The 22,675-nt window shown below is 55.1% G+C and carries 21 protein-coding genes; 19 read left to right on the top strand and 2 right to left on the bottom strand.

The genetic code is table 11. The annotated features are described in order from the left end of the window. Positions 1-89: 89 nt before the first annotated feature. Both otsB and otsA read left to right on the top strand, forming a co-directional pair. A complete protein-coding gene (gene otsB / locus HV242_RS13845) occupies positions 90-893 on the top strand; it encodes a trehalose-phosphatase (protein ID WP_014170681.1) in 804 nt (267 codons plus the stop codon). After that, positions 868-2,292 carry an alpha,alpha-trehalose-phosphate synthase gene (gene otsA / locus HV242_RS13840; RefSeq protein ID WP_014170680.1) on the top strand — a complete coding sequence of 475 codons (1,425 nt, stop codon included), beginning with the start codon at positions 868-870 and terminating at the stop codon, positions 2,290-2,292. Before otsB ends, otsA begins: the two co-directional genes overlap by 26 nt. 15 nt (positions 2,293-2,307) lie before the next feature. Here the strand turns inward: otsA and uspC are convergent, their stop codons facing one another. Beyond that, entirely contained in the window at positions 2,308-2,736 is a 429-nt protein-coding gene (gene uspC, locus HV242_RS13835; protein ID WP_047356873.1) for a universal stress protein UspC, read from the bottom strand. Between the two features lie 796 nt (positions 2,737-3,532). On the opposite strand from uspC, the gene flhD reads away from it, so the two are divergent. The 6 genes from flhD to cheW all read left to right on the top strand — a co-directional run bounded on the left by flhD (position 3,533) and on the right by cheW (position 8,962). Next, a complete protein-coding gene (gene flhD / locus HV242_RS13830; RefSeq protein ID WP_020883374.1) occupies positions 3,533-3,883 on the top strand; it encodes a flagellar transcriptional regulator FlhD in 351 nt (116 codons plus the stop codon). A gap of 2 nt (positions 3,884-3,885) precedes the next feature. Continuing rightward, on the top strand, positions 3,886-4,464 hold the full coding sequence (gene flhC, locus HV242_RS13825) for a flagellar transcriptional regulator FlhC (protein WP_014170677.1): 579 nt from the start codon (positions 3,886-3,888) through the stop codon (positions 4,462-4,464). 123 nt (positions 4,465-4,587) lie between these two features. Further along, positions 4,588-5,475, top strand: a complete 888-nt coding sequence (gene motA, locus HV242_RS13820; protein WP_008500417.1) for a flagellar motor stator protein MotA — start codon at positions 4,588-4,590, stop codon at positions 5,473-5,475. After that, complete coding sequence (gene motB / locus HV242_RS13815; RefSeq protein ID WP_014170676.1) at positions 5,472-6,401, top strand: flagellar motor protein MotB; 930 nt, start codon at positions 5,472-5,474, stop codon at positions 6,399-6,401. The genes motA and motB overlap by 4 nt, the downstream gene beginning before the upstream one ends. 4 nt (positions 6,402-6,405) lie before the next feature. Then, a complete protein-coding gene (gene cheA, locus HV242_RS13810; protein ID WP_014170675.1) occupies positions 6,406-8,439 on the top strand; it encodes a chemotaxis protein CheA in 2,034 nt (677 codons plus the stop codon). A gap of 19 nt (positions 8,440-8,458) precedes the next feature. Further along, positions 8,459-8,962: a chemotaxis protein CheW gene (gene cheW, locus HV242_RS13805; protein ID WP_020883376.1), complete on the top strand. Its 504-nt coding sequence runs from the start codon at positions 8,459-8,461 to the stop codon at positions 8,960-8,962. Positions 8,963-9,151: 189 nt separating this feature from the next. Here the strand turns inward: cheW and HV242_RS13800 are convergent, their stop codons facing one another. After that, positions 9,152-10,411, bottom strand: coding sequence for a dicarboxylate/amino acid:cation symporter (locus tag HV242_RS13800; RefSeq protein ID WP_025203835.1), 1,260 nt, complete (start codon positions 10,409-10,411; stop codon positions 9,152-9,154). Positions 10,412-10,843: 432 nt separating this feature from the next. Here HV242_RS13800 and HV242_RS13795 point away from each other — a divergent pair, with 432 nt between their 5' ends. The 11 genes from HV242_RS13795 to cheZ all read left to right on the top strand — a co-directional run bounded on the left by HV242_RS13795 (position 10,844) and on the right by cheZ (position 22,466). After that, on the top strand, positions 10,844-11,416 hold the full coding sequence (locus tag HV242_RS13795) for a spore coat protein U domain-containing protein (protein WP_050736993.1): 573 nt from the start codon (positions 10,844-10,846) through the stop codon (positions 11,414-11,416). 12 nt (positions 11,417-11,428) lie between these two features. Continuing rightward, positions 11,429-11,977, top strand: coding sequence for a Csu type fimbrial protein (locus HV242_RS13790; protein WP_050736992.1), 549 nt, complete (start codon positions 11,429-11,431; stop codon positions 11,975-11,977). 16 nt (positions 11,978-11,993) lie between these two features. Then, positions 11,994-12,755, top strand: coding sequence for a fimbrial biogenesis chaperone (locus tag HV242_RS13785; RefSeq protein ID WP_032680765.1), 762 nt, complete (start codon positions 11,994-11,996; stop codon positions 12,753-12,755). Beyond that, complete coding sequence (locus HV242_RS13780) at positions 12,731-15,115, top strand: fimbria/pilus outer membrane usher protein (protein WP_050736991.1); 2,385 nt, start codon at positions 12,731-12,733, stop codon at positions 15,113-15,115. The genes HV242_RS13785 and HV242_RS13780 overlap by 25 nt, the downstream gene beginning before the upstream one ends. After that, on the top strand, positions 15,112-16,074 hold the full coding sequence (locus HV242_RS13775) for a Csu type fimbrial protein (RefSeq protein WP_050736990.1): 963 nt from the start codon (positions 15,112-15,114) through the stop codon (positions 16,072-16,074). The genes HV242_RS13780 and HV242_RS13775 overlap by 4 nt, the downstream gene beginning before the upstream one ends. An 84-nt stretch (positions 16,075-16,158) precedes the next feature. Further along, positions 16,159-17,823: a methyl-accepting chemotaxis protein II gene (gene tar / locus HV242_RS13770; protein WP_050736989.1), complete on the top strand. Its 1,665-nt coding sequence runs from the start codon at positions 16,159-16,161 to the stop codon at positions 17,821-17,823. Positions 17,824-17,867: 44 nt separating this feature from the next. Continuing rightward, a complete protein-coding gene (gene tap / locus HV242_RS13765; protein ID WP_020883383.1) occupies positions 17,868-19,469 on the top strand; it encodes a methyl-accepting chemotaxis protein IV in 1,602 nt (533 codons plus the stop codon). Positions 19,470-19,488: 19 nt separating this feature from the next. Continuing rightward, the gene (gene cheR, locus HV242_RS13760) at positions 19,489-20,355 is read left to right on the top strand and encodes a protein-glutamate O-methyltransferase CheR (RefSeq protein WP_014170664.1); all 867 of its coding nucleotides are present in this window, start codon (positions 19,489-19,491) and stop codon (positions 20,353-20,355) included. Then, the gene (locus HV242_RS13755; protein WP_014170663.1) at positions 20,352-21,401 is read left to right on the top strand and encodes a protein-glutamate methylesterase/protein-glutamine glutaminase; all 1,050 of its coding nucleotides are present in this window, start codon (positions 20,352-20,354) and stop codon (positions 21,399-21,401) included. Before cheR ends, HV242_RS13755 begins: the two co-directional genes overlap by 4 nt. A 17-nt stretch (positions 21,402-21,418) precedes the next feature. Continuing rightward, the gene (gene cheY / locus HV242_RS13750) at positions 21,419-21,808 is read left to right on the top strand and encodes a chemotaxis response regulator CheY (RefSeq protein ID WP_000763862.1); all 390 of its coding nucleotides are present in this window, start codon (positions 21,419-21,421) and stop codon (positions 21,806-21,808) included. A gap of 13 nt (positions 21,809-21,821) precedes the next feature. Next, the gene (gene cheZ / locus HV242_RS13745; protein ID WP_013096065.1) at positions 21,822-22,466 is read left to right on the top strand and encodes a protein phosphatase CheZ; all 645 of its coding nucleotides are present in this window, start codon (positions 21,822-21,824) and stop codon (positions 22,464-22,466) included. The last annotated feature ends 209 nt before the right edge of the window (positions 22,467-22,675 follow it).

The following is a 22,675-nucleotide window of genomic DNA, read 5'->3' as shown; positions in this document are numbered from 1 at the left end:
AATGGCGAGCGACGTCACACTGTCTATACTTACATGGCTATGAAAGAGGTAAAGGCGTTTACCTCTCGTAAACCGTAAGGAGGAATAGGGTGGCTGACTTGTTAACTGCACCGCCTGTACTGCCCGGACACTATGCTTTCTTTTTTGATCTCGACGGTACGCTCGCCGAGATAAAGCCGCATCCTGACCTGGTGGCGATCCCCGCCACGGTTCTTCAGAAGTTGCATCAGCTCTCGCAGATGACTGAGGGAGCAGTGGCATTGATATCAGGGCGCTCGATGGCCGAACTGGACCAGCTTGCCAGGCCTTATCGCTTTCCGCTGGCCGGTGTACACGGAGCGGAGCGCCGCGACATCCATGATCAAACGCATATCGTTTCACTCCCCGACGCATTAATCCAGGCGCTACAGGTACAACTCTCGTCTGCGCTGGCGGAACTGCCCGGTACGGAGCTTGAAGCCAAAGGGATGGCTTTTGCCCTGCATTATCGCCAGGCGCCGCAGCACGAAGCGGCTGTGCTTGCGCTTGCGACCGCTATAGCAAATGCACATCCGGAGCTGGCGCTACAGCCGGGTAAATGCGTGGTGGAGCTTAAACCTAAAGGGATCAATAAAGGCGCGGCGATTGCGGCGTTTATGGCGACACCGCCTTTTAACGGCAGGACGCCCGTTTTTATTGGGGATGACCTGACCGATGAGGCAGGGTTTCGTGTGGTGAATCAGGCCGGAGGGATCGCCATCAAGGTCGGGCCTGGTGAGACTGTCGCCGAATGGCGTCTGGCGGATGTCGCCAGCGTCTGGCAGTGGATATCTGACATCGCTAACCAGCAACAACAACAAATAGCGCAAAACAAAGGGGGAAATCATTATGGGTCGCTTAGTCGTCGTCTCTAACCGAATTGCACCGCCTGATGATAAAAAATCCAGTGCAGGTGGCCTGGCGGTTGGGGTATTAGGTGCCTTAAAAGCCGCCGGTGGGCTGTGGTTTGGCTGGAATGGTGAAATCAGTGAAGAACAGAAACCGCTCAAGAAAGTGACGCGGGGAAATATTACGTGGGCGTCGTTTGCGTTAAACGAAAAAGATTATGACGAGTATTACTCGCAGTTCTCCAATGCTGTGCTGTGGCCAGCGTTTCACTATCGTCTGGATCTGGTCAAATTCCAGCGCGAGTCCTTTGAAGGCTACACGCGGGTGAATTCGCTGCTGGCGGATAAACTGCTGCCTTTAATCGAGGAAGACGATATTTTATGGATCCACGATTATCACCTGCTGCCCTTCGCCAGAGAGTTGCGTAAAAGGGGAGTGAATAACCGGATTGGTTTTTTCCTGCATATTCCGTTCCCGACGCCGGAAATCTTTACCGCGCTGCCGCCGCATGAAGAGTTGCTGGATGCGCTGTGTGACTACGATCTGCTGGGCTTCCAGACCGAGAATGATCGACTTGCGTTCCTTGATTCTGTGTCCGGCAAAACGCGAGTGGTGACCAAAGGGGGGAAAACCCATACGGCCTGGGGCAAGACATTCCACACTGAAGTGTATCCCATCGGTATTGAACCTGAAGAGATTGCCGAGCAGGCTTCCGGTCCGCTGCCGCCCAAACTGGCGCAGCTTAAGAATGAACTCAAGCACGTGAAGAATATCTTCTCGGTGGAACGTCTTGATTATTCCAAAGGGCTGCCGGAACGTTTCCTGGCGTATGAAACGCTGCTGGAAAAGTACCCGCAGCATCACGGTAAAATCCGCTATACGCAGATAGCGCCCACCTCGCGCGGTGAAGTGCAGGCTTATCAGGATATTCGTCACCAGCTGGAGACGGAAGCAGGGCGCATTAATGGCCGCTACGGTCAGTTGGGCTGGACGCCACTCTTTTATCTCAATCAACACTTTGACCGTAAGATCCTGATGAAAGTGTTCCGCTATGCGGATGTCGGGCTGGTTACGCCATTGCGGGACGGGATGAACCTGGTCGCGAAAGAGTACGTCGCCGCCCAGGACCCCGCCGATCCGGGTGTGCTGGTGCTTTCCCAGTTTGCCGGGGCCGCCAATGAATTGACGTCTGCGCTTATCGTCAACCCTTACGATCGTGACGACGTGGCGAATGCCCTCAACCGTGCGCTGACGATGCCGCTCACGGAGCGTATTTCCCGCCATGCCGAGATGATGGAAACGATCCGTAAGAACGATATTAACCACTGGCAGGCGCGTTTTATTCGCGATCTTCGTGATATTGCCCCGCAGAGTAATGAAGGCCATCTGCAAAAAAAGATCGCGACATTCCCTAAACTCGCCTGATTTTCCTCTGGGGGTTTAACGACCCCCAAGAGGCACTAACAACACATCCACCTGGCTTGACGCGACAATCGATTTCGCCGCACAGGCTGCGCGAGAAAAAAAGCTGTGGTTATGATTCCCGCATATTACTAAATCAATATTCTGCTTACTGCATATGCTGAGAATATGCGCATTAAGCTCCCCTGTCGCAATAATGGTGTCATATATAGGATATTGCGCCTTTTCTACCAGCTCGCGCATAAATTGCTGCGTTTCTTCCTGTAATACCTCACGAATATCTTCCAGCATGGGGGCAGCCAGTTGATTATACATCTCAGGCTCGGGCGCGAGGGTGATCAGGCTGATACGGGCATTATGCGGTCTGGCAATGGAAACCGCCCGGGCGATGAGTTCATGGCTTTCGGGCGAAACCGCAACAGAAACAAGAAGATGGGAGTAACTCATAACGCACTCCTTAGGTGTCTGAAAGACAGCGTCTTAGTCACCATTACCGCGATTTCACCGGATCTGCAAGAGGTGAATACGACATAAGTGTGAAGCTAATCATAATTATTCATTAATTATTCTTATAAGAAGAATAACGGGAAAACGTGCCTAAATGAAAAAAATTAACAACTTAACCTGAATCACACTTTTTTACGTTTCCGGTGTTAAATCGTTTTAACGCGTTATAAACACATTTCTAATGATTACCATGTGAAACAATTGTTATGGGCGTTTTGCATAACTACATGTTTTTTATAGGTAATGAAAATGTGACCTTACGATGGATTCGCTGTGACGCGCATCCGGTCGCTGACACGTTTCGAACAGCACATGTCATGCCACTTCTGCTCATACTCCTGCATGAGTATTCGCCCATAAAGAATAGAAAACAGTGTCGATCGTTCAAAAAATAACCAATTTACAAGTCATACTGATGGATTTATGGGAGATATTCACTTAAATTGTGTGACGTAGATCACATTTTTTTTAAATTTGGGGGTGGCTGCATTGTATGTGTCAAAACTGACGAGTAGAGTTTGCGTCGAATTAGGAAAAATCTTAGTTATTTGTAAGAAATGATAAAACGTGTAAGAGACGTAACCGCGTTTCAGCTGTTGCGCGTTTCAATGAATACAAACCTAAATTCGACTATGCATTTAGCCTTTTCTTTTTTATACCGGGTGATTTCCCGGCGACATCACGGGGTGCGGTCTTTCCGCATAAAAATAATAGTTGGTTATTCGGGATGGGAACAATGCATACATCCGAGTTGCTAAAACATATCTATGACATCAATTTGTCGTATTTACTGCTCGCGCAGCGTTTGATTAGTCAGGACAAGGCGTCCGCGATGTTTCGTCTGGGTATTAATGAAGAAATGGCAACCATGCTGGGTGGGTTAACCCTTCCTCAAATGGTTAAACTGGCGGAAACAAACCAACTGGTTTGCCAGTTCCGTTTTGACAATCCTCAGACTATCACGCGTCTGACGCAGGATTCCCGTGTTGACGATCTTCAACAGATCCATACCGGTATTCTTCTTTCCACTCGCTTGCTTACCGAAATCAGCCAGCCTGATGACGCAGCCCGTAAGAAAAGGGCCTAGCAATGAGCGAGAAAAGCATTGTTCAGGAAGCGCGTGACATACAGTTAGCAATGGAGCTGATTACGCTCGGTGCTCGTTTACAAATGCTGGAAAGCGAGACTCAGCTGAGTCGTGGTCGCCTCATCAAATTGTATAAAGAGTTACGTGGTAGTCCCCCGCCGAAAGGAATGCTGCCGTTTTCAACGGACTGGTTTATGACCTGGGAACAGAACATTCATGCCTCCATGTTCTGTAATGCCTGGCAGTATCTTCTCAAAACCGGTTTGTGTAGCGGCGTTGATGCCGTGATCAAAGCGTATAAACTTTACCTTGAACAATGCCCGCAGCAGGACGAGGGTCCTTTGCTGGCGCTCACCCGCGCATGGACGCTGGTGCGTTTTGTTGAAAGCGGAATGCTTGAGCTGTCGCGCTGTAATTGCTGCGATGGCAATTTTATTACCCATGCGCATCAGCCTGCAGGCAGCTTCGCCTGTAGTTTATGCCAGCCTCCATCCCGAGCAGTAAAAAGACGTAAACTTTCCCGGGAAGCTGCCGATATTATTCCACAACTGCTGGATGAACAGATCGAACAAGCTGTTTAACCCGAACGTGTGGGCAAGATTCCAGCAGCGGTAAGCAATTACCGCTGCTTTTTTTTACCCCGCAAACGGTAAACGCTGCGAGCTGAACATCCTTGCCATAGTCACTAGCGGAAGGATGATGTCGTGCTTATCTTATTAGGTTACCTGGTAGTTCTCGGTACAGTTTTCGGCGGTTACATGATGACCGGCGGGCACCTTGGAGCACTCTATCAACCGGCTGAACTTATTATCATCGGCGGCGCAGGGGTAGGGGCTTTTATCGTTGGTAATAACGGTAAATCGATCAAGGGCACGCTGAAAGCTATTCCACTGCTGTTCCGTCGCTCTAAATACACCAAAAGCATGTATATGGATCTGCTTGCGCTGCTCTATCGTCTGATGGCGAAGTCGCGTCAGCAGGGCATGTTCTCGCTTGAGCGGGATATTGAAAACCCGAAAGAGAGCGAAATTTTTGCCAGCTACCCGCGTATTCTCGCTGACGCAATGATGCTGGATTTCATCGTCGATTACCTGCGACTGATCATCAGCGGCAACATGAACACCTTCGAAATCGAAGCGCTGATGGACGAAGAGATTGAAACGCACGAAAGCGAATCCGAAGTGCCGGCAAACAGCCTGGCACTGGTGGGTGATTCCCTCCCTGCGTTCGGTATCGTCGCGGCGGTGATGGGCGTGGTACACGCGCTGGCCTCGGCGGATCGTCCTGCGGCAGAGCTGGGCGCGCTGATTGCGCATGCGATGGTGGGCACCTTCCTCGGTATTTTGCTGGCGTATGGTTTTATCTCTCCGCTGGCCAGCGTTCTGCGTCAGAAGAGCGCGGAAACGACCAAAATGATGCAGTGCGTGAAGATCACGCTGCTCTCTAACCTCAACGGTTATGCGCCACCTATCGCAGTTGAATTCGGCCGTAAAACGCTTTATTCCAGCGAGCGCCCGTCGTTTATCGAGCTTGAAGAACACGTGCGTGCGGTGAAAAACCCAAACCAACAGACGACAACTGAGGACGCATGAAAAATCAGTCCCATCCGATCGTCATCGTAAAAAAACGCAAGCACAAGGGGCATGGGCACGGCGCGCATGGCTCCTGGAAAATCGCGTACGCCGATTTTATGACCGCAATGATGGCATTCTTTCTGGTGATGTGGCTCATCTCCATCTCCAGCCCGAAAGAGTTGATCCAGATTGCCGAGTATTTCCGAACGCCGCTGGCGACCGCCGTGACCGGTGGGCAGCGAATCTCTAACAGCGACAGCCCGATCCCTGGCGGTGGCGATGATTACACCCAGCAGAAGGGTGAGGTGAAGAAAGAGCCGAACATCGACGAGCTGAAAAAACGCATGGAGCAAGCGCGCCTGAAGAAACTGCGCGGCGATCTCGATCAGCTGATTGAGGCGGATCCTAAACTGCGTGCCCTGCGACCACACCTGAAGATCGATCTGGTGCAGGAAGGTTTACGTATACAGATTATTGATAGCCAGAATCGCCCGATGTTCAAAACGGGGAGCGCGGAAGTTGAGCCATACATGCGCGACATTTTGCGCGGCATTGCGCCAGTGCTGAACGGTATTCCTAACCGTATCAGCCTGTCTGGACACACGGATGACTTCCCGTACGCCACGGGTGAGAAGGGATACAGCAACTGGGAGCTTTCTGCCGATCGTGCCAACGCCTCGCGTCGCGAGCTGGTGGCAGGTGGGCTTGATGATGGCAAGGTACTGCGCGTGGTCGGCATGGCATCAACCATGCGAGTCACTGACCGCGGGCCGGATGACGCCATCAACCGTCGTATCAGTCTTTTAGTGCTGAACCAGCAGGCGGAGCAGGCCATCCTGCACGAAAACGCCGAAAGTCAGAATGAGTCACTGGACGATTTAAAACAGCCTGGGGCCGTTCCTTCGGCTGCCGTTCCAACATCGCCACCAGCCAATCCGAGGTGATAGCGTGAGCATGGATATTAGCGATTTTTACCAGACATTCTTTGATGAAGCCGACGAATTGTTGGCCGATATGGAGCAACACTTGCTGGATTTGGTGCCTGAAGCACCGGACTCCGAGCAGCTCAATGCCATCTTCCGTGCGGCGCACTCGATTAAAGGCGGAGCCGGAACGTTTGGATTTACCATCCTGCAGGAAACGACCCATTTAATGGAAAACCTGCTGGATGAAGCACGACGCGGTGAGATGCAGCTCAATACCGACATTATCAACCTGTTTTTGGAAACCAAAGATATTATGCAGGAACAGCTCGACGCCTATAAAAGCTCGGCAGAGCCTGATGCCGCCAGCTTTGAATACATCTGCAATGCGCTGCGCCAGCTCGCGCTGGAAGCCAAAGGTGACGCAGCCGCAGCCGTTGTTCCGGCAGCCAAACTGAGCGTTGTCGATGCCGTTACCGCACAAGAGGCGGCCCCGGCCGCCGCTGCGAGTAAAGTGCGCGTGGTGCTGTCACGCCTCAAAGAGAACGAAGTTGACCTTCTTGAAGAAGAGCTGAGTAACCTGGCGAAATTAAGCAACGTGGTGAAAGGCAAAGACAGCCTGAGTGCGACGCTGGAAGAGGGGATCAGCCAGGACGATATCGTGGCGGTCCTGTGCTTTGTTATCGAAGCCGACCAGATCGCGTTTGAAACCGAAACGGCGGCGGTTGACGTGCCAGCGGCAGTGGAAGAGGTGGCGGTTGTTCCTCAGGCGGCCGCGCCTGCCGTTGCGCCTGCGGCGCCGGTATTGAAAGCGGTGCCAAAAGATGCTGCCGCGCCAGGCCGTGGTGACAAACCGGCCGCGCGTTCCAGTGAATCCACCAGCATCCGTGTCGCCGTCGAGAAAGTTGACCAGCTGATTAACCTGGTGGGTGAACTGGTGATTACCCAGTCGATGCTGGCACAGCGGTCTAACGAACTGGATCCGGTGACCCACGGCGATCTGATTACCAGCATGGGGCAGTTGCAACGTAATGCCCGCGACCTGCAGGAATCGGTGATGTCCATTCGTATGATGCCGATGGAATATGTCTTCAGCCGCTTCCCGCGTCTGGTGCGTGACCTGGCCAGCAAACTGAATAAACAGATTGAACTGACGCTGATGGGCAGCTCCACCGAACTGGATAAAAGCCTGATCGAACGCATTATCGACCCGTTAACGCACCTGGTGCGTAACAGCCTCGACCACGGTATCGAACTGCCGGAAAACCGCATTGCCGCCGGAAAATCCCCGGTCGGGAATCTGATCCTCTCCGCCGAACACCAGGGCGGGAACATCTGCATCGAAGTGACCGATGACGGTGCGGGCCTGAACCGTGAGCGCATTCTGGCGAAAGCCATTTCGCAGGGAATGGCGGTCAACGAAAACATGACTGACGAAGAAGTGGGCATGCTGATCTTCGCGCCAGGCTTCTCGACAGCAGAGCAGGTGACGGACGTTTCCGGCCGCGGCGTGGGAATGGACGTGGTGAAGCGTAACATTCAGGAGATGGGCGGCCACGTTGAGATCAAGTCTAAGCAAGGTTCCGGCACCACCATTCGTATCCTGCTGCCGCTGACGCTGGCAATCCTCGACGGCATGTCGGTGAAAGTGGCGGACGAAGTCTTTATTCTGCCGCTGAACGCAGTGATGGAATCGCTGCAGCCGCGTGAAGAAGATCTGCATCCGCTGGCGGGTGGCGAGCGCGTTCTTGAAGTGCGCGGTGAGTACCTGCCGCTGGTCGAATTGTGGAAAGTGTTCGAAGTGGATGGCGCGAAAACCGAGGCCACGCAGGGGATCGTGGTGATCCTGCAAAGTGCGGGTCGCCGCTACGCGCTGCTGGTTGATCAACTGATTGGCCAGCACCAGGTGGTCGTGAAGAACCTCGAAAGCAACTACCGCAAAGTGCCAGGTATTTCTGCCGCCACTATTCTGGGTGACGGTAGCGTGGCGCTGATCGTTGATGTGTCGGCGCTTCAGGGATTAAATCGTGAACAACGTGTGGCGTACACAGCCGCCTGATTAAGTAGAAGGTAATAACATGACCGGTATGAGTAATGTAACGAAACTGGCGGGCGAGCCATCAGGGCAGGAATTCCTGGTATTCACTTTAGGCGATGAGGAGTACGGCATCGATATCCTGAAAGTGCAGGAAATTCGTGGTTACGACCAGGTTACCCGCATCGCGAATACGCCTGCCTTTATTAAAGGTGTCACCAACCTGCGCGGCGTGATTGTGCCTATCGTTGACCTGCGCGTGAAGTTCAGCCAGGGCGACGTGGACTATAACGAGAACACCGTGGTGATTGTCCTGAATCTGGGGCAGCGCGTGGTTGGGATCGTGGTGGATGGCGTATCTGATGTGCTGTCCCTGACGTCCGATCAAATCCGTCCGGCGCCGGAGTTTGCGGTCACGCTGTCTACCGAGTATCTGACGGGGCTGGGAGCACTGGGTGAACGTATGCTGATTCTGGTGAATATTGAGAAGCTGCTGAACAGTGATGAGATGGCGCTGCTGGATATCGCGACGAATCACGTGGCGTAATGTTTCTCTAAACGGTTCTGTGAGGCTTTCATGGAACCGTTTCGTTCAGTCGGGCATTTCGGTTATCTGATTCGCCCGCTGCGGTGAACGTATTAAGGGGGCTATTGCAGCCCCCTTATCTTATTCACTTACTGCAGGCGTAGTATTTTCTGCTGGCCTTAAGGTGAACGAAACCATTCGGCCAACCCGTTACGCTTCCTGCTCTACCAGCTCAGTCTCCGCTTCACGCGCCCCTTCATTTTGCGACAGCATCGCAGTCGCAATACCGTTACCCAGCACGTTAATCGCTGAACGTCCCATATCCAGGAAATGATCGATCCCCATCAGCAGCAAAATACCCGCCACCGGAATATTGAAACTCGGGATGGTTGCCGCCAGCACCACCAGCGACGAACGAGGCACCCCCGCAATCCCTTTTGAAGCCAGCATCAGCGTCAGCATCAGCACGGTCACTTCGGTGAAGCTCAGGTGAATATTGTACGCCTGGGCGATAAACATCGAGGCGAAAGAGCAATACACCATAGAGCCCACCAGGTTAAAGGAGTAACCGATCGGCAGAACGAAAGAGGCGATATTGCGCGAGCAACCAAAACGCTCAAGCTGCTCCAGCGTTTTTGGATACGCCGCTTCTGAACTGCTGGTGGTAAACGCCACCAGCACCGGGTCCTTCAGCATGCTGACCAGGCGGAACACCTCTTTCTTCAGCACCATATAGCCGACGGCCAGCAGCACCATGCAGGTGAGAAGGATTGCCACGTAGTAGCCGCCAATAAAGGAGGCGTAGTTCAGCAGAATGCCCAGACCCTGAGTGGCAATCACAGATGAGATGGCGGCGAAAATGGCCAGCGGGGCGACGTACATCACGTAACCCGTCACCTTCAGCATGATATGGGAGACCACATCCAGCGCGGCCACCAGCGGGGCATTGAATTTTTGCCCCAGCGACGCGCCGGCGATGCCGAAGAACATAGAGAAGACCACAATCTGCAGGATTTCATTGTTCGCCATCGCACCGGCAATACTGGTCGGAATGGTATGGGACAAGAACGCTTTCAGCGTCATCCCCCCCACCGCAAGGCCGGTGTCTACCGCCTCTTTCGGGATAGCCAGGTTCAGGCCGCTGCCCGGACGCTCCAGCGTGACGATAAACAGTCCCACCAGAATGGAAAGCACGGATGAGCTAATAAACCACACCATCGCTTTGCCGCCCACGCGACCAATGGTGGAGGTTTCACCCAGTTTCATAATGCCCACGGTCAGCGTGCTGAAGACCAGTGGCGCAATTACCATTTTAATCAGACGCAGGAAAATATCGGTCAGCAGCGTGATGTTATCCGACCATGCTTTGATAGCATCCGCAGAGGCATACTCATGAATCGCCGCCCCTGAAAGAATACCCGCCAGCATGAATATCACGATGAAGAGTGTGAGTTTGTTTGCACTTGCCACGAAAAAAGACCCTCTATGCGCTTTGGTTGCCGTCTGCGCCGATGTATATAGATTTTTTATTACGACGCAGGAAATTATTCGGCACATAAATTGAAGTAAAGCGGAGGGAGATACAACTAGTTTTTAATTTTTATTAATTTTGTTGTTAACGCCTCGACGATATATTGTGATGCAGATCACATTTCAATGGATATATCCTCTGCGTATACGAGAAATAAGGCATTTACAAAGTATTAACATCCTGTTTTATAAATAAATATTCAGTCAATAAGCCATTAGTCTTGCCCTCCGCGGCGCGGGTGGTCGAAGCGGTATCCATAAACTAAATTCTCAATAACCCCCGGAAGAGGAACGTTAAGTGGGGCTAACATCTTGAACAGCAAAAATAAAATGTGGCAAGCGAACGGAAATGTCTTCTGGAGGGTGGTATAAATGAAAAGAAAACTCCTTTTGATCTGTGCAGGCACGTTGCTGACGGTGACAACAGCCCAACAGGCGCTGGCGGTGACCAGCAGCGGTACTATTGGCGCGACGTTAACCCTGACGAACGGTTGTCTGATAAACGGCTCGCCCACGCAAAATGGCATTAACTTCGGGACCCTGGATTTCGGCACCCACCCCGCAACGTTTTCCACCCTGACGACGCAGTTGACCGGTGCCAGCGGCGGTAACACGTTCACCATTCAATGCACGACCGCCAGCTATACGGTGGCGATCACCGGGAATACCAACTCCACCGCGCCGGGTACCGTTGTGGGGACGCCAGGCACGCCTGCGCGCTATCTGGTCAACACCACCAATGCTGCACAGGGTGTGGCTTACAGCCTGTATAGCGACAGCGGATTTAACAACGTCGTTGCCAACAACGCGGCACTGCCAATAGCGTCAACCGCCGGGGGCATCGACAGTTACACACTTTACGGGCGCATTACCGGGGGCGGTAACAGCGTTACGGTCGTTCCGGGCACCTACACCGACACGATTAACGTCAGCGTCACCTACTAGTTTCACGCAGCCATGAAGGCATCCATTTTGCGTCTGCGCAACAGCGCGGAGGGGATCGTGCACCCTTTGTACGCGCTGATCGTCTGCCTGATGCTGGTGCCTGCGGCGGGTGCTGTGACGTCACAGTCATTTAAGGTCAGCGCGAGCATTGTGCCCGGGTGCGCGGTATCCGCGGGCAGCGGAGGAGTTTTCGGTACGCTCGATTTCGGTACCCACAACGGGGTGGAAAGTGCCCCGGTGAGCACCAGTTTTGTGCCTAACGGGGCCTTGTCCATCGCCTGCACGCCTGGCGTGGCGCTGAGTATGAGCATTAACGGCGGACAGAATTACTCCTCCGTTCGGCGTATGAAGCGCTCAGGGGGAACGGAAGTGGTGGGATATCGCCTTTACAGCAGCAGTTCGCTGGCGGCGAACAGCGAAATTGGCGTCAATCAGGCAATACCGGTGACCTATACCAACAGTAATAACATTGCGCTGCCGCTTTTTGGCGTGGCGCTGCTGACCGGGTTTAGCCCGGCAGGAACGTATTCTGATCAGCTCACCGTGACCTTGTCATGGTGATAAAGGGAGACAGTCGATGAAGCCATTTTTCAGACACCTTTGTCTGGTGAGTTTGTTGGGGGGAATGGCTGCGGCGACAGGCCAGGCGCAGGCGGCGGCAACCATTCTGTTGTGGCCCATCGATCCGTGGCTGTCAGCGGATGCCAAAGCCACTGAATTATGGATCCAGAATCAGGGGAACAGCGCAACGACAATGCAGGTCCGCATTGTGCGCTGGAAGCAGGAGGGCGGTTATGAACGCTACTCCGCACAGCAGGATGTGGTGGCCAGCCCGCCCATCGTCACCATTGGCAAAGGCAGTAAGCAGCTTATTCGTCTGATTAAGCAGGGTTCGGTGCCGCTCGGCGTCGAACAGGCCTACCGCATTATTGTGGATGAAATCCCCCAGCCGGATGCCAAAGCCGAGCCGGCCATTGGCCTGAAATTGCAAATGCGCTACTCCATTCCTTTGTTCGTTTATGGACAGGGGATCCCGACCCTAAAAGAGGGGGCACATCATGCGCTGGTGGAGACCAAAAATCTGAGCTGGCGGGTGACGCAGGAGAAGGGACATCCTGCCCTGGAGGTCCGTAATCAGGGGGATGTGCACGTCAAACTCAGCCAGGTGGCGCTGGAGCAGGGCGGGCAGAAGCGGACGGTTGCAGACGGATTACTCGGGTATGTTCTTGCGGGCAGCACCCGCACCTGGTCAATCCCGGCCGGAATAGGTCAGCCAGACCGGCTGAGCGCGCAGATTAATGCCAGGGATACGCAATGGCAGTCGACGCCCGTCAACTGAAACCGGCGATGATGATTCTGCTCTGCGTCAGTACCAGCACATGGGCTGAGCCCGGCGATGACAGTTTACCGCCGCCGCCGCAGGCTCAGGCGTTGAACGGCGAAGCGGTCTTTCAACTCTCGATTGTGTTGAATCACTACGACACCGGTATGGTGGTGCCCGTGACGCAGCGCGAGGGGGCATTCTTTATTTCCAGCGCCGACCTGCTGCGGGCAGGGCTACCGCCGGAGCATGTGCCTGCCGGAGACGTGAACCTTTCTACCCTGCCGCAGGTGCGCGTAGAGTACGACAGCGCCGCACAGCGTCTGCTGCTGGGCGTTCCGGCCGACTGGGTCGCCTCACGCGTGACCCCTTTCAGCGGACAAATGTCACAAAGTAAACCGCACTTCGGGCGTGGAGCGCTGCTTAATTACGATCTCTACACCAACCATACGGAACATGTCGGCGGACAGGCCTCGCTCTGGCATGAATTCCGCTACTTCAATGAGAACGGCTCCTTTTCTTCAACCGGCTATGCCCGGGAAAATTTCACCGGAAACGACGGTCAGCAGGAAGGGTATGTGCGCTATGACACGGCGCTTCTGATGACGAACGAGGACGAGGCAACGACCTGGACCGCCGGGGATGTGATCAGCGATGCCCTGAGCTGGAGCACCAGCGTGCGCATGGGCGGGATCAGCTACGGGCGGGATTTCTCCCTGCGTCCTGACCTCGTGACCTGGCCACTGCCAGAGTTCTCGGGCGAAGCGGCGGTTCCCACCTCGGTAGATCTCTTTATCAATGGCTATCGTTCCGGCTCGACCCAGCTTCAGCCGGGACCGTTCACCCTGACCAATCTGCCCTATATCAACGGAGCAGGGGACGCGGTACTGGTCACCACCGATGCGCTGGGCCGCCAGGTGAGTACCACGCTGCCGTTTTACGTCACCAGCGAATTGCTGAAACAAGGCCTGAGCGACGGGGCGGTGACGCTCGGCAGCCTGCGGCGTAATTACGGCATCAAGAATTTTGACTACGGCCCGGCGGCGGGTAGTGGGTCGTATCGCTATGGCATTACGGACTGGTTGACGCTGGAGGGCCATGCCGAAGGGGCAGAAGCGCTGGCGCTGGGCGGGATGGGGACGGTGGTTAAATTGGGTCGGTTTGGCGTCGTGAATACCGCGTATTCTCAAAGCCGCATGCGCGGAGATAATGGCGGGCAAATCAACTGGGGCTATCAGTACAGTACCAGTGAATTTAGTGTAGCGACACAGCATACGCGGCGCGATCGCGACTTTGGCAACCTCGCCCTCTACGACCAACCGACGGTCTATGACGAAAATGACCGGCCCATCGCCAGTTTTAGTCGCAACACCGACCAGTATTCTCTCACCTTTAACCTGGGCGAATATGGCAGTCTCGGTGCTGCCTGGATCGGCGTGGAGAGCTTTGACAACCAAAAAACCGAACTGCTGAATCTCTCCTGGAGCCGCAATCTGTGGGGGGCGAGCAGTATTTATCTGGCTGCAAGCCGCGATCAGCAGCGGGGAGACTGGACGGTGGCCATGTCGCTTCAGGTGCCGCTGGGAGAGCGTGACAGTGCCGCCGTAACCTATGAAAACACGCCAGATGCCGGCAGCACGCAGCGTATCAACTACAACCACTCCATGCCTTCCGACGGTGGCTTTAGCTGGAACATGGCATGGGCCAACCAGTCGAAAGCCAATGATTATCAGCAGGGAACGCTGGGCTGGCGCAATAACAACATCGAACTTCAGGGCGGTGGTTATGGCGAAAGGGGCATGATGACCTGGTGGGGAGAGGCGATGGGCGCGGTTGTGCTGATGGACGGCGAGCTGTTTGCGGCAAATAAAATCAACGATGCGTTTGTGGTGATCAGCACCGACGGTCACCCGGACGTTCCCGTCAGCTATGAGAACCAGCCGGTCGGCAAAACGAACAATAACGGCTACCTGCTGGTCAGCGGGGTATCGGCTTATTACCCGGCCAGTTATCGCATTGATACCCTGAATCTGCCCGCGGATACCCGGCTGAAAGAGACAGAGCGGCGGATCGCTATTCGCCGCCACAGCGGTTATCTGGTCGATTTCCCGATGGAGCAGGAGCGGGTGGCAAGCGTCATTCTGCATGACAAGCAGGGGCAGGCTATCCCGGTGGGAAGCCAGGTTCGACGCGCCTCGCGCAACAATGCGGTGGTGGGGTATGACGGCATCGCCTGGCTGGAAAATCTCAGCGATGTGAACCCGCTTGAGGTGATTACGCCAGACGGAAAACACTGCTCGGCCACGCTGACCGTGGGGGCCAACCCGGAACATAAGCTGCAGACATACGGACCGCTGATTTGCCGGGAGGAACGGTGAAGCGCTTACTGCTGTTGATACTGCTGCTGTTTTCCGGCGGCGGCTGGGCGGCGTGTACCGTCAGTACGGTAAATGCGTCATTTGGTAGCGTCACCTCGTTCGCGCTCAGCGGAACCGGGGAGGTCGAAACCACCGGCAGGCTGATCGTGGCATGCGACGCTGTGCTCAATCTTCTGACCAACGACTCGGTGACGCTGAACTACACCGCCGCGTCGGTTTCAGGCAACAGCCGTGCCACCATGAAACGCACCGACAATGCGGCCATCACGGATGTGATCCCCACCAGGTTGTGCGGGTTAACGGGGTGTTCGGGCAATAGCGAAGTGCAAATCAGCAAAGCTTATACCTGGAGCGGCAACACCCTGCTGGGATTACTGGGGTCAAAACAGTACAGCATTCCGCTTTATTTCCGCACCGTTGCCGGACAAAACGTCACGGCCGGGCCCTATCAGGTGCTGCTCACCTTCAGCATCAACTACAGCGTCTGTTCCGTGGGCGTGCTGGGCCTTTGCACCGTTCCCCAGACAGGCACGGCGACCACCAGTATTCTTCTCAACATGACCGTTACCAACGACTGCAGCGCCATGACCACGCCGGACGTCAACTTCAACAGTGCGCCGCTGGTGCAAAGTTTCCCCACTGTCTCGCAGGCGATTGCCGTCACCTGTACCAAAGGAAGCACTTACACTATCGGAATTAATAATGGTGCCAACGCGCTGAATAACGTTCGCCGCATGGTGAGCGGCAGTAACTACATGAGTTACGACATTTATAAAGAAGCCACGACCAACCGTTGGGGTGGCAGCGGTACCGAGCGCTGGACCAGCGCAACCTCCTCGCAGGTCAGTACCGACGGTTTATTGCGAACCTACAACTACACTGCCAAAGTCCTTACCAGCCAGTCTACGCCGCCTGCCGGCACCTATACCGATACGCTGATCGTTGACGTTGCGTTTTAACCCCGCGCTTTTCCCTTTCTCAAATGTAAAGTTCCTGTAGTCAGTGCCGATAACACCGTTAATAAATCTATGAGAAGGTGTTGTATGTTGAACCGTATCCGCGTTGTCACAATGCTTATGATGGTGCTGGTCATTTTCGCACTTCTTCAGCTTACCTCCGGCGGGCTTTTTTTCTCGTCACTTAAACAAAACCAGGACAGTTTCGCCGCCTCGAACGATCTCCGCGTACAGCAGAGTGAACTGACGTCGACGTGGGATCTGATGCTGCAAACGCGTATCAACCTGAGCCGCTCTTCTGCCCGCATGATGATGGATCCAAATAATCAGCAGAGCAGTGCGAAAACGGAACTGCTGAAAAATGCGCGGGCGACCCTTGCTGACGCCGCGAAACACTACGACGCCTTTAAGAAAATCACGCCACAGCCTGCCATGGCGCAGGTGAGCCAGAATATCGATGAAAAGTACAACGCCTACTATGCCGGTCTGACGGAGCTTATTCAGTTCCTGGAAAGCGGTAACATGGACGCGTATTTCGCGCAGCCTACCCAGGGGATGCAAAACGCCCTCGGTGCGGCACTCGGGGAATATGCCAAAGCCAGTGGCGACCTGTATCACTCGGCCTTTACGCAAAGCCAGAATGATTACCGCTTTGCCAAATGGCAGATGGCCGTCATGGCGCTGGCGCTGGTCATCGTGCTGGTGGGCGTGTGGTACGGCATTCGCCACATCCTGCTTAATCCTCTCGGTCGCGTCATTGCCCACATTCGCGAGATTGCCGGTGGTGACCTGACCAAAACGCTGACCGTCTCCGGGCGCAATGAAATTACCGAGCTGGCAAACAGCGTTGATCATATGCAGCGCTCGCTAATTGAGACCGTCGCCAACGTGCGTAACGGATCGGAAGCGATTTATACCGGTACCAGCGAAATTGCGATGGGCAACAACGATCTGTCGTCGCGCACCGAACAGCAGGCGTCGGCGCTCGAAGAGACCGCCGCCAGCATGGAGCAGCTTACCGCGACCGTGAAGCAGAACGCGGACAACGCCCGTCAGGCCTCACAGCTGGCGGAAAGCGCGTCCGAAACGGCGCAGCGAGGCGGTCGCGTGGTGGACGGCGTGGTGAAAACCATGCACGAAATCGCCGGCAGTTCGAAGAAAATCGCCGACATCATTAGCGTTATCGACGGCATCGCTTTCCAGACCAATATCCTCGCCCTCAACGCCGCCGTTGAAGCCGCACGTGCGGGCGAGCAGGGGCGCGGGTTTGCCGTGGTGGCCGGGGAAGTGCGCAACCTTGCCAGCCGCAGTGCCAACGCGGCGAAAGAGATCAAGGCCCTGATTGAAGACTCCGTTTCCCGCGTCGATACCGGCTCCGTGCTGGTAGAAAGCGCAGGGGAAACCATGAATGACATCGTGAATGCCGTTACCCGCGTAACGGACATCATGGGTGAAATCGCCTCTGCGTCGGATGAGCAGAGTCGTGGTATCGACCAGGTTGCTCTGGCGGTATCGGAAATGGATCGCGTGACACAACAAAACGCCGCGCTGGTGCAGGAGTCCGCTGCGGCGGCCGCTGCGCTGGAAGACCAGGCAAGCCGTCTGAAGATGGCCGTCTCGGCGTTTCGTCTCGCTTCACTCGCTGGAAACACGGTCACCCCGCAAGCAACGTATCTCGCGCCTGCCGCAGCAGCGGCAGCGACCCGTAAACCTGCAGCGACGACCGGACATGAAAACTGGGAAACATTTTGACTGACATTTAAACCGCGGCTGCTTGCCGCATGATGGGAGCGTGGATGTTAAATCGTATTCGTATCTCGACCACACTGTTTTTGATTCTGATCCTTTGCGGTGTGTTGCAGGTTGGCAGTAACGGGTTGTCTTTTTGGGCGTTTCGCGATGGCTATCAGAATTTGCAGGAAGTTGAGGCGAGTAACCAGCAGCGCGCCGCCGTGGCACAGACGCGCGCCGTACTGTTGCAGGCAAGCACGGCGCTGAACAAAGCGGGAACCTTAACCGCCCTGAGTTATCCGCCGGATGACATCAAGGCATTGATGGTGACCGCGCGCGACAGCCTGAAGCAGGCTGACGCGCAGTTTAACGCCTTCGCGGCACAGGACGCCGGCAGCGCGGAAGTGAAGGCGCTGAAAGTCGCGATGAAGAAGCGTTTTGATCAGTGGCACAGCGACCTGGATCACCAGGCGACCTGGCTTGAGAACAACCAGCTCTCGGACTTTATGACCGCGCCAGTCCAGGCGTCCCAGGCGGCGTTTGACGCGAGCTTTAATGCCTGGCAGCAGAACATTAACCAGTTTGTCCAACGCGCCGGGAATGACAGCCGTAAAAACTACCATATGTCAGGCGTGATTTTTGCCGTGGTGGTGATTCTGGCGGTGCTGCTGACCGGCGGTGCCCTGTACTGGTCGCGCAGAATGATTGTGCAACCGCTGGCGATCGTCAGCAGCCACTTCGACAGTATTGCGAAGGGTAACCTGGCGCGTCCGGTGGCGGTGTACGGCAAGAACGAAATTTCGGCGATTTTTGCCAGCCTGAAGGCGATGCAGGGCGCCCTGCGGGAAACGGTCTCCGATGTGCGACAGGGCAGTTATGCCATGCACACCGGGATCTCGGAGATTGCGGCAGGCAATAACGATCTCTCATCGCGCACCGAGCAGCAGGCAGCTTCGCTGGCGCAAACGGCTGCCAGCATGGAGCAGCTCACCGCGACGGTAAGCCAGAACGCGGATAACGCGCGTCAGGCGTCTGACCTGTCCAGACAGGCGGCGATGACGGCGAAGAAGGGGGGCGATCAGGCCTCTCACGTGGCCAGTACCATGCAGGACATTGCCGCCAGTTCACAGAAAATTGGCGACATCATCAGCGTGATTGACGGTATTGCGTTCCAGACCAACATTCTGGCGCTGAACGCGGCCGTTGAAGCGGCACGAGCCGGTGAACAGGGGCGTGGTTTTGCGGTTGTGGCCGGTGAAGTCCGTAATCTGGCGAGCCGCAGCGCCAACGCCGCGAAAGAAATTAAAGGGCTGATTGAAGAGTCCGTCTCGCGCGTCCAGCAAGGTTCTGCCCTGGTGGACACGGCGGCGAAAACCATGCACGAAATCGTCACCTCCGTTACGCGGGTTAACGACATCATGGGCGAGATTGCTTCTGCGTCCGATGAACAGCGTCGCGGAATTGAGCAGGTGGCCCAGGCGGTAAGCCAGATGGATCAGGTCACGCAACAAAACGCCTCGTTAGTTGAGGAAGCGGCAGCGGCAACCGATCAGCTGGCCAGCCAGGCGGATCATCTGACCGGGCTGGTCGCGGTATTTAATGTGAAAGAGCACGTTGAAGCAGTAACAGAAGTCGGGCGGTCGCAGGCCGTGCCAGTTGTATCCTGAATGTAATTAAGAAGGCGCTATGACATCACCAATGCCCCCAGGGCAAACGTCATTACTGTTGCAGATGACACAGCGCCTCGCGCTGTCCGACGCGCATTTTCGTCGGATATGTCAGTTAATCTACCAGCGTGCGGGGATTGTGCTTGCCGATCATAAGCGAGACATGGTCTACAACCGTCTGGTGCGGCGCTTGCGTACGCTTGGGCTGGACGATTTTGGTCGCTATCTGAGCATGCTCGAAGCGAACCAGAACAGCGCAGAGTGGCAGGCTTTTATTAACTCGTTAACCACCAACCTGACCGCATTTTTCCGTGAAGCTCACCACTTCCCGGTCCTGGCGGAGCACGCGCGTCGCCGCAGCGGGGAGTATCGCGTCTGGAGTGCGGCCGCCTCAACCGGGGAAGAGCCGTACTCGCTGGCGATCACCCTTGCCGACACGCTGGGCATGGCGCCTGGACGCTGGAAAGTCTACGCCAGTGATATTGATACCGAAGTGCTGGAGAAGGCACGCAACGGCGTGTATCGCCAGGATGAACTGAAAACGCTGTCACCTCAGCAGTTGCAGCGTTACTTCATGCGCGGAACCGGCCCGCATGAAGGCCTGGTGCGCGTGCGCCAGGAGCTGGCGAACTGTGTCGAATTCGCGCCCGTTAACCTGCTGGATAAGCAGTACAACGTGCCGGGGCCATTCGACGCTATTTTTTGCCGTAACGTCATGATCTATTTTGATAAAACGACGCAACAGGACATTCTGCGTCGGTTTGTTCCGTTGCTCAAGCCTGACGGTTTACTGTTTGCCGGGCACTCGGAAAACTTCAGCAACCTCGTGCGTGAGTTTAGCCTGCGTGGGCAAACGGTATATGCGCTGAGTAAGGAAAAAGCATGAGTAAAATCAGGGTGTTGTCTGTCGACGATTCTGCGCTGATGCGCCAGATCATGACTGAAATTATCAATAGCCACAGCGATATGGAGATGGTGGCGACAGCGCCTGATCCGCTGGTAGCGCGGGATTTAATTAAAAAATATAACCCCGACGTGTTAACGCTGGATGTCGAAATGCCGCGCATGGATGGCATTGATTTCCTGGAAAAATTGATGCGCCTGCGGCCCATGCCAGTGGTGATGGTCTCATCCCTGACCGGAAAAGGATCTGAAATTACCCTGCGTGCGCTGGAGTTAGGGGCGGTGGATTTTGTCACCAAACCTCAGCTTGGCATTCGTGAAGGGATGCTGGCGTACAGCGAAATGATCGCCGAGAAGATCCGCACCGCGTCACGTGCGAAGCTTGCCGCGCACAAACCGATGGATGCACCGGTAACGCTGAAGGCCGGTCCTTTACTCAGTTCGGAAAAACTGCTGGTGATTGGGGCGTCAACCGGGGGAACAGAGGCAATTCGTCATGTACTCCAGCCATTGCCGCTTTCAAGTCCGGGTATTCTGATCACGCAGCATATGCCGCCAGGCTTTACCCGCTCGTTCGCCGAGCGTCTGAACAAGCTGTGTCAGATCAGCGTGAAAGAGGCGGAAGACGGTGAGCGCGTACTCCCCGGCCATGCGTATATCGCACCGGGTGACAAGCATATGGAGCTGGCGCGCAGTGGCGCTAACTATCAAATCAAAATTCATGACGGGCCGCCGGTAAACCGGCACCGTCCGTCGGTGGATGTGCTGTTTCATTCGGTGGCGAAACATGCGGGGCGCAACGCCGTTGGGGTGATCCTGACGGGGATGGGTAACGACGGTGCCGCCGGAATGCTTGCAATGCACCAGGCTGGCGCCTGGACGATTGCGCAGAATGAAGCAAGTTGTGTGGTGTTCGGCATGCCGCGCGAGGCCATCAATATGGGTGGCGTGAGCGAAGTGGTCGATCTTAGCCAGGTAAGCCAGCAGATGCTGGCGAAAATCAGTGCCGGACAGGCAATACGTATTTGACTCAGGAGTATTATTTTATGGCGGATAAAGAGCTTAAGTTTTTGGTTGTGGATGACTTTTCCACCATGCGTCGTATCGTACGCAACCTGCTGAAAGAGCTGGGCTTCAACAACGTTGAAGAAGCAGAAGACGGCGTTGATGCGCTGAACAAACTGCAGGCGGGCGGGTTTGGTTTTGTTATCTCCGACTGGAACATGCCAAACATGGACGGTCTGGAACTGCTGAAAACCATCCGTGCGGACGCGGGAATGGCGTCATTGCCGGTTTTGATGGTGACCGCAGAAGCGAAAAAAGAGAACATTATTGCCGCAGCACAGGCGGGCGCTAGTGGCTATGTCGTGAAGCCGTTCACTGCGGCCACCCTGGAAGAGAAGCTCGGTAAGATCTTCGAGAAACTCGGCATGTGAGGTGTTGGTTATGATGATGCAACCTGCTATGAAACCCGTTGAAGAACACTCGCCCAGCGATATCATTGCCCGCATCGGCAGCCTGACACGCATGCTGCGTGACAGCTTGCGTGAACTGGGGCTGGACCAGGCAATTGCCGAAGCGGCGGAAGCCATTCCGGATGCCCGCGATCGTCTGGACTACGTTGTGCAGATGACCGCTCAGGCGGCTGAACGTGCGCTGAACAGCGTTGAAGCGTCACAACCGCATCAGGATGCGATGGAGAAAGGCGCGAAAGCGCTGACCAAACGCTGGGATGAGTGGTTTGAGAATCCAATCGAGCTGGCGGATGCCCGCGAGCTGGTCACGGATACCCGTCAGTTCCTGGGCGATGTGCCGGGCCACACCAGCTTTACCAACGCGCAGCTGCTGGACATCATGATGGCGCAGGATTTCCAGGACCTCACGGGCCAGGTTATCAAACGCATGATGGATGTGATTCAGGAAATTGAACGTCAGCTGCTGATGGTGCTGCTGGAGAACATTCCGGAACCGGCCGCTCGTCCAAAACGCGAGAACGAAAGCCTGCTCAACGGTCCACAGCTCGACGCCACCAAAGCGGGCGTTGTGGCAAGTCAGGATCAGGTAGACGATCTGCTGGACAGCCTTGGTTTCTGATTGAGGTGATGACCCTCAGGTTGCGTGCGCAACCTGAGGGTATGCCGCTTAATTTTGAGTGCATAACGCTGGGGTGGCTGGCCCTTGCTCACGCCCTGCTTGCTGACAGTGTTGCCAAACGCTATCTCAAATTTTTTTTTGCCGTTTTTTACTCATCACCCGATTGCTCCGACGCTGAACTGGCTAAAAGAACCCGGTTATTGGTTTTT

Source organism: Enterobacter sp. RHBSTW-00593, from assembly GCF_013784105.1.
Classification (GTDB): domain Bacteria; phylum Pseudomonadota; class Gammaproteobacteria; order Enterobacterales; family Enterobacteriaceae; genus Enterobacter; species Enterobacter ludwigii.
Note: the sequence above shows the minus strand (reverse complement) of the source record. Positions and strands in the feature narration are given on the sequence as shown.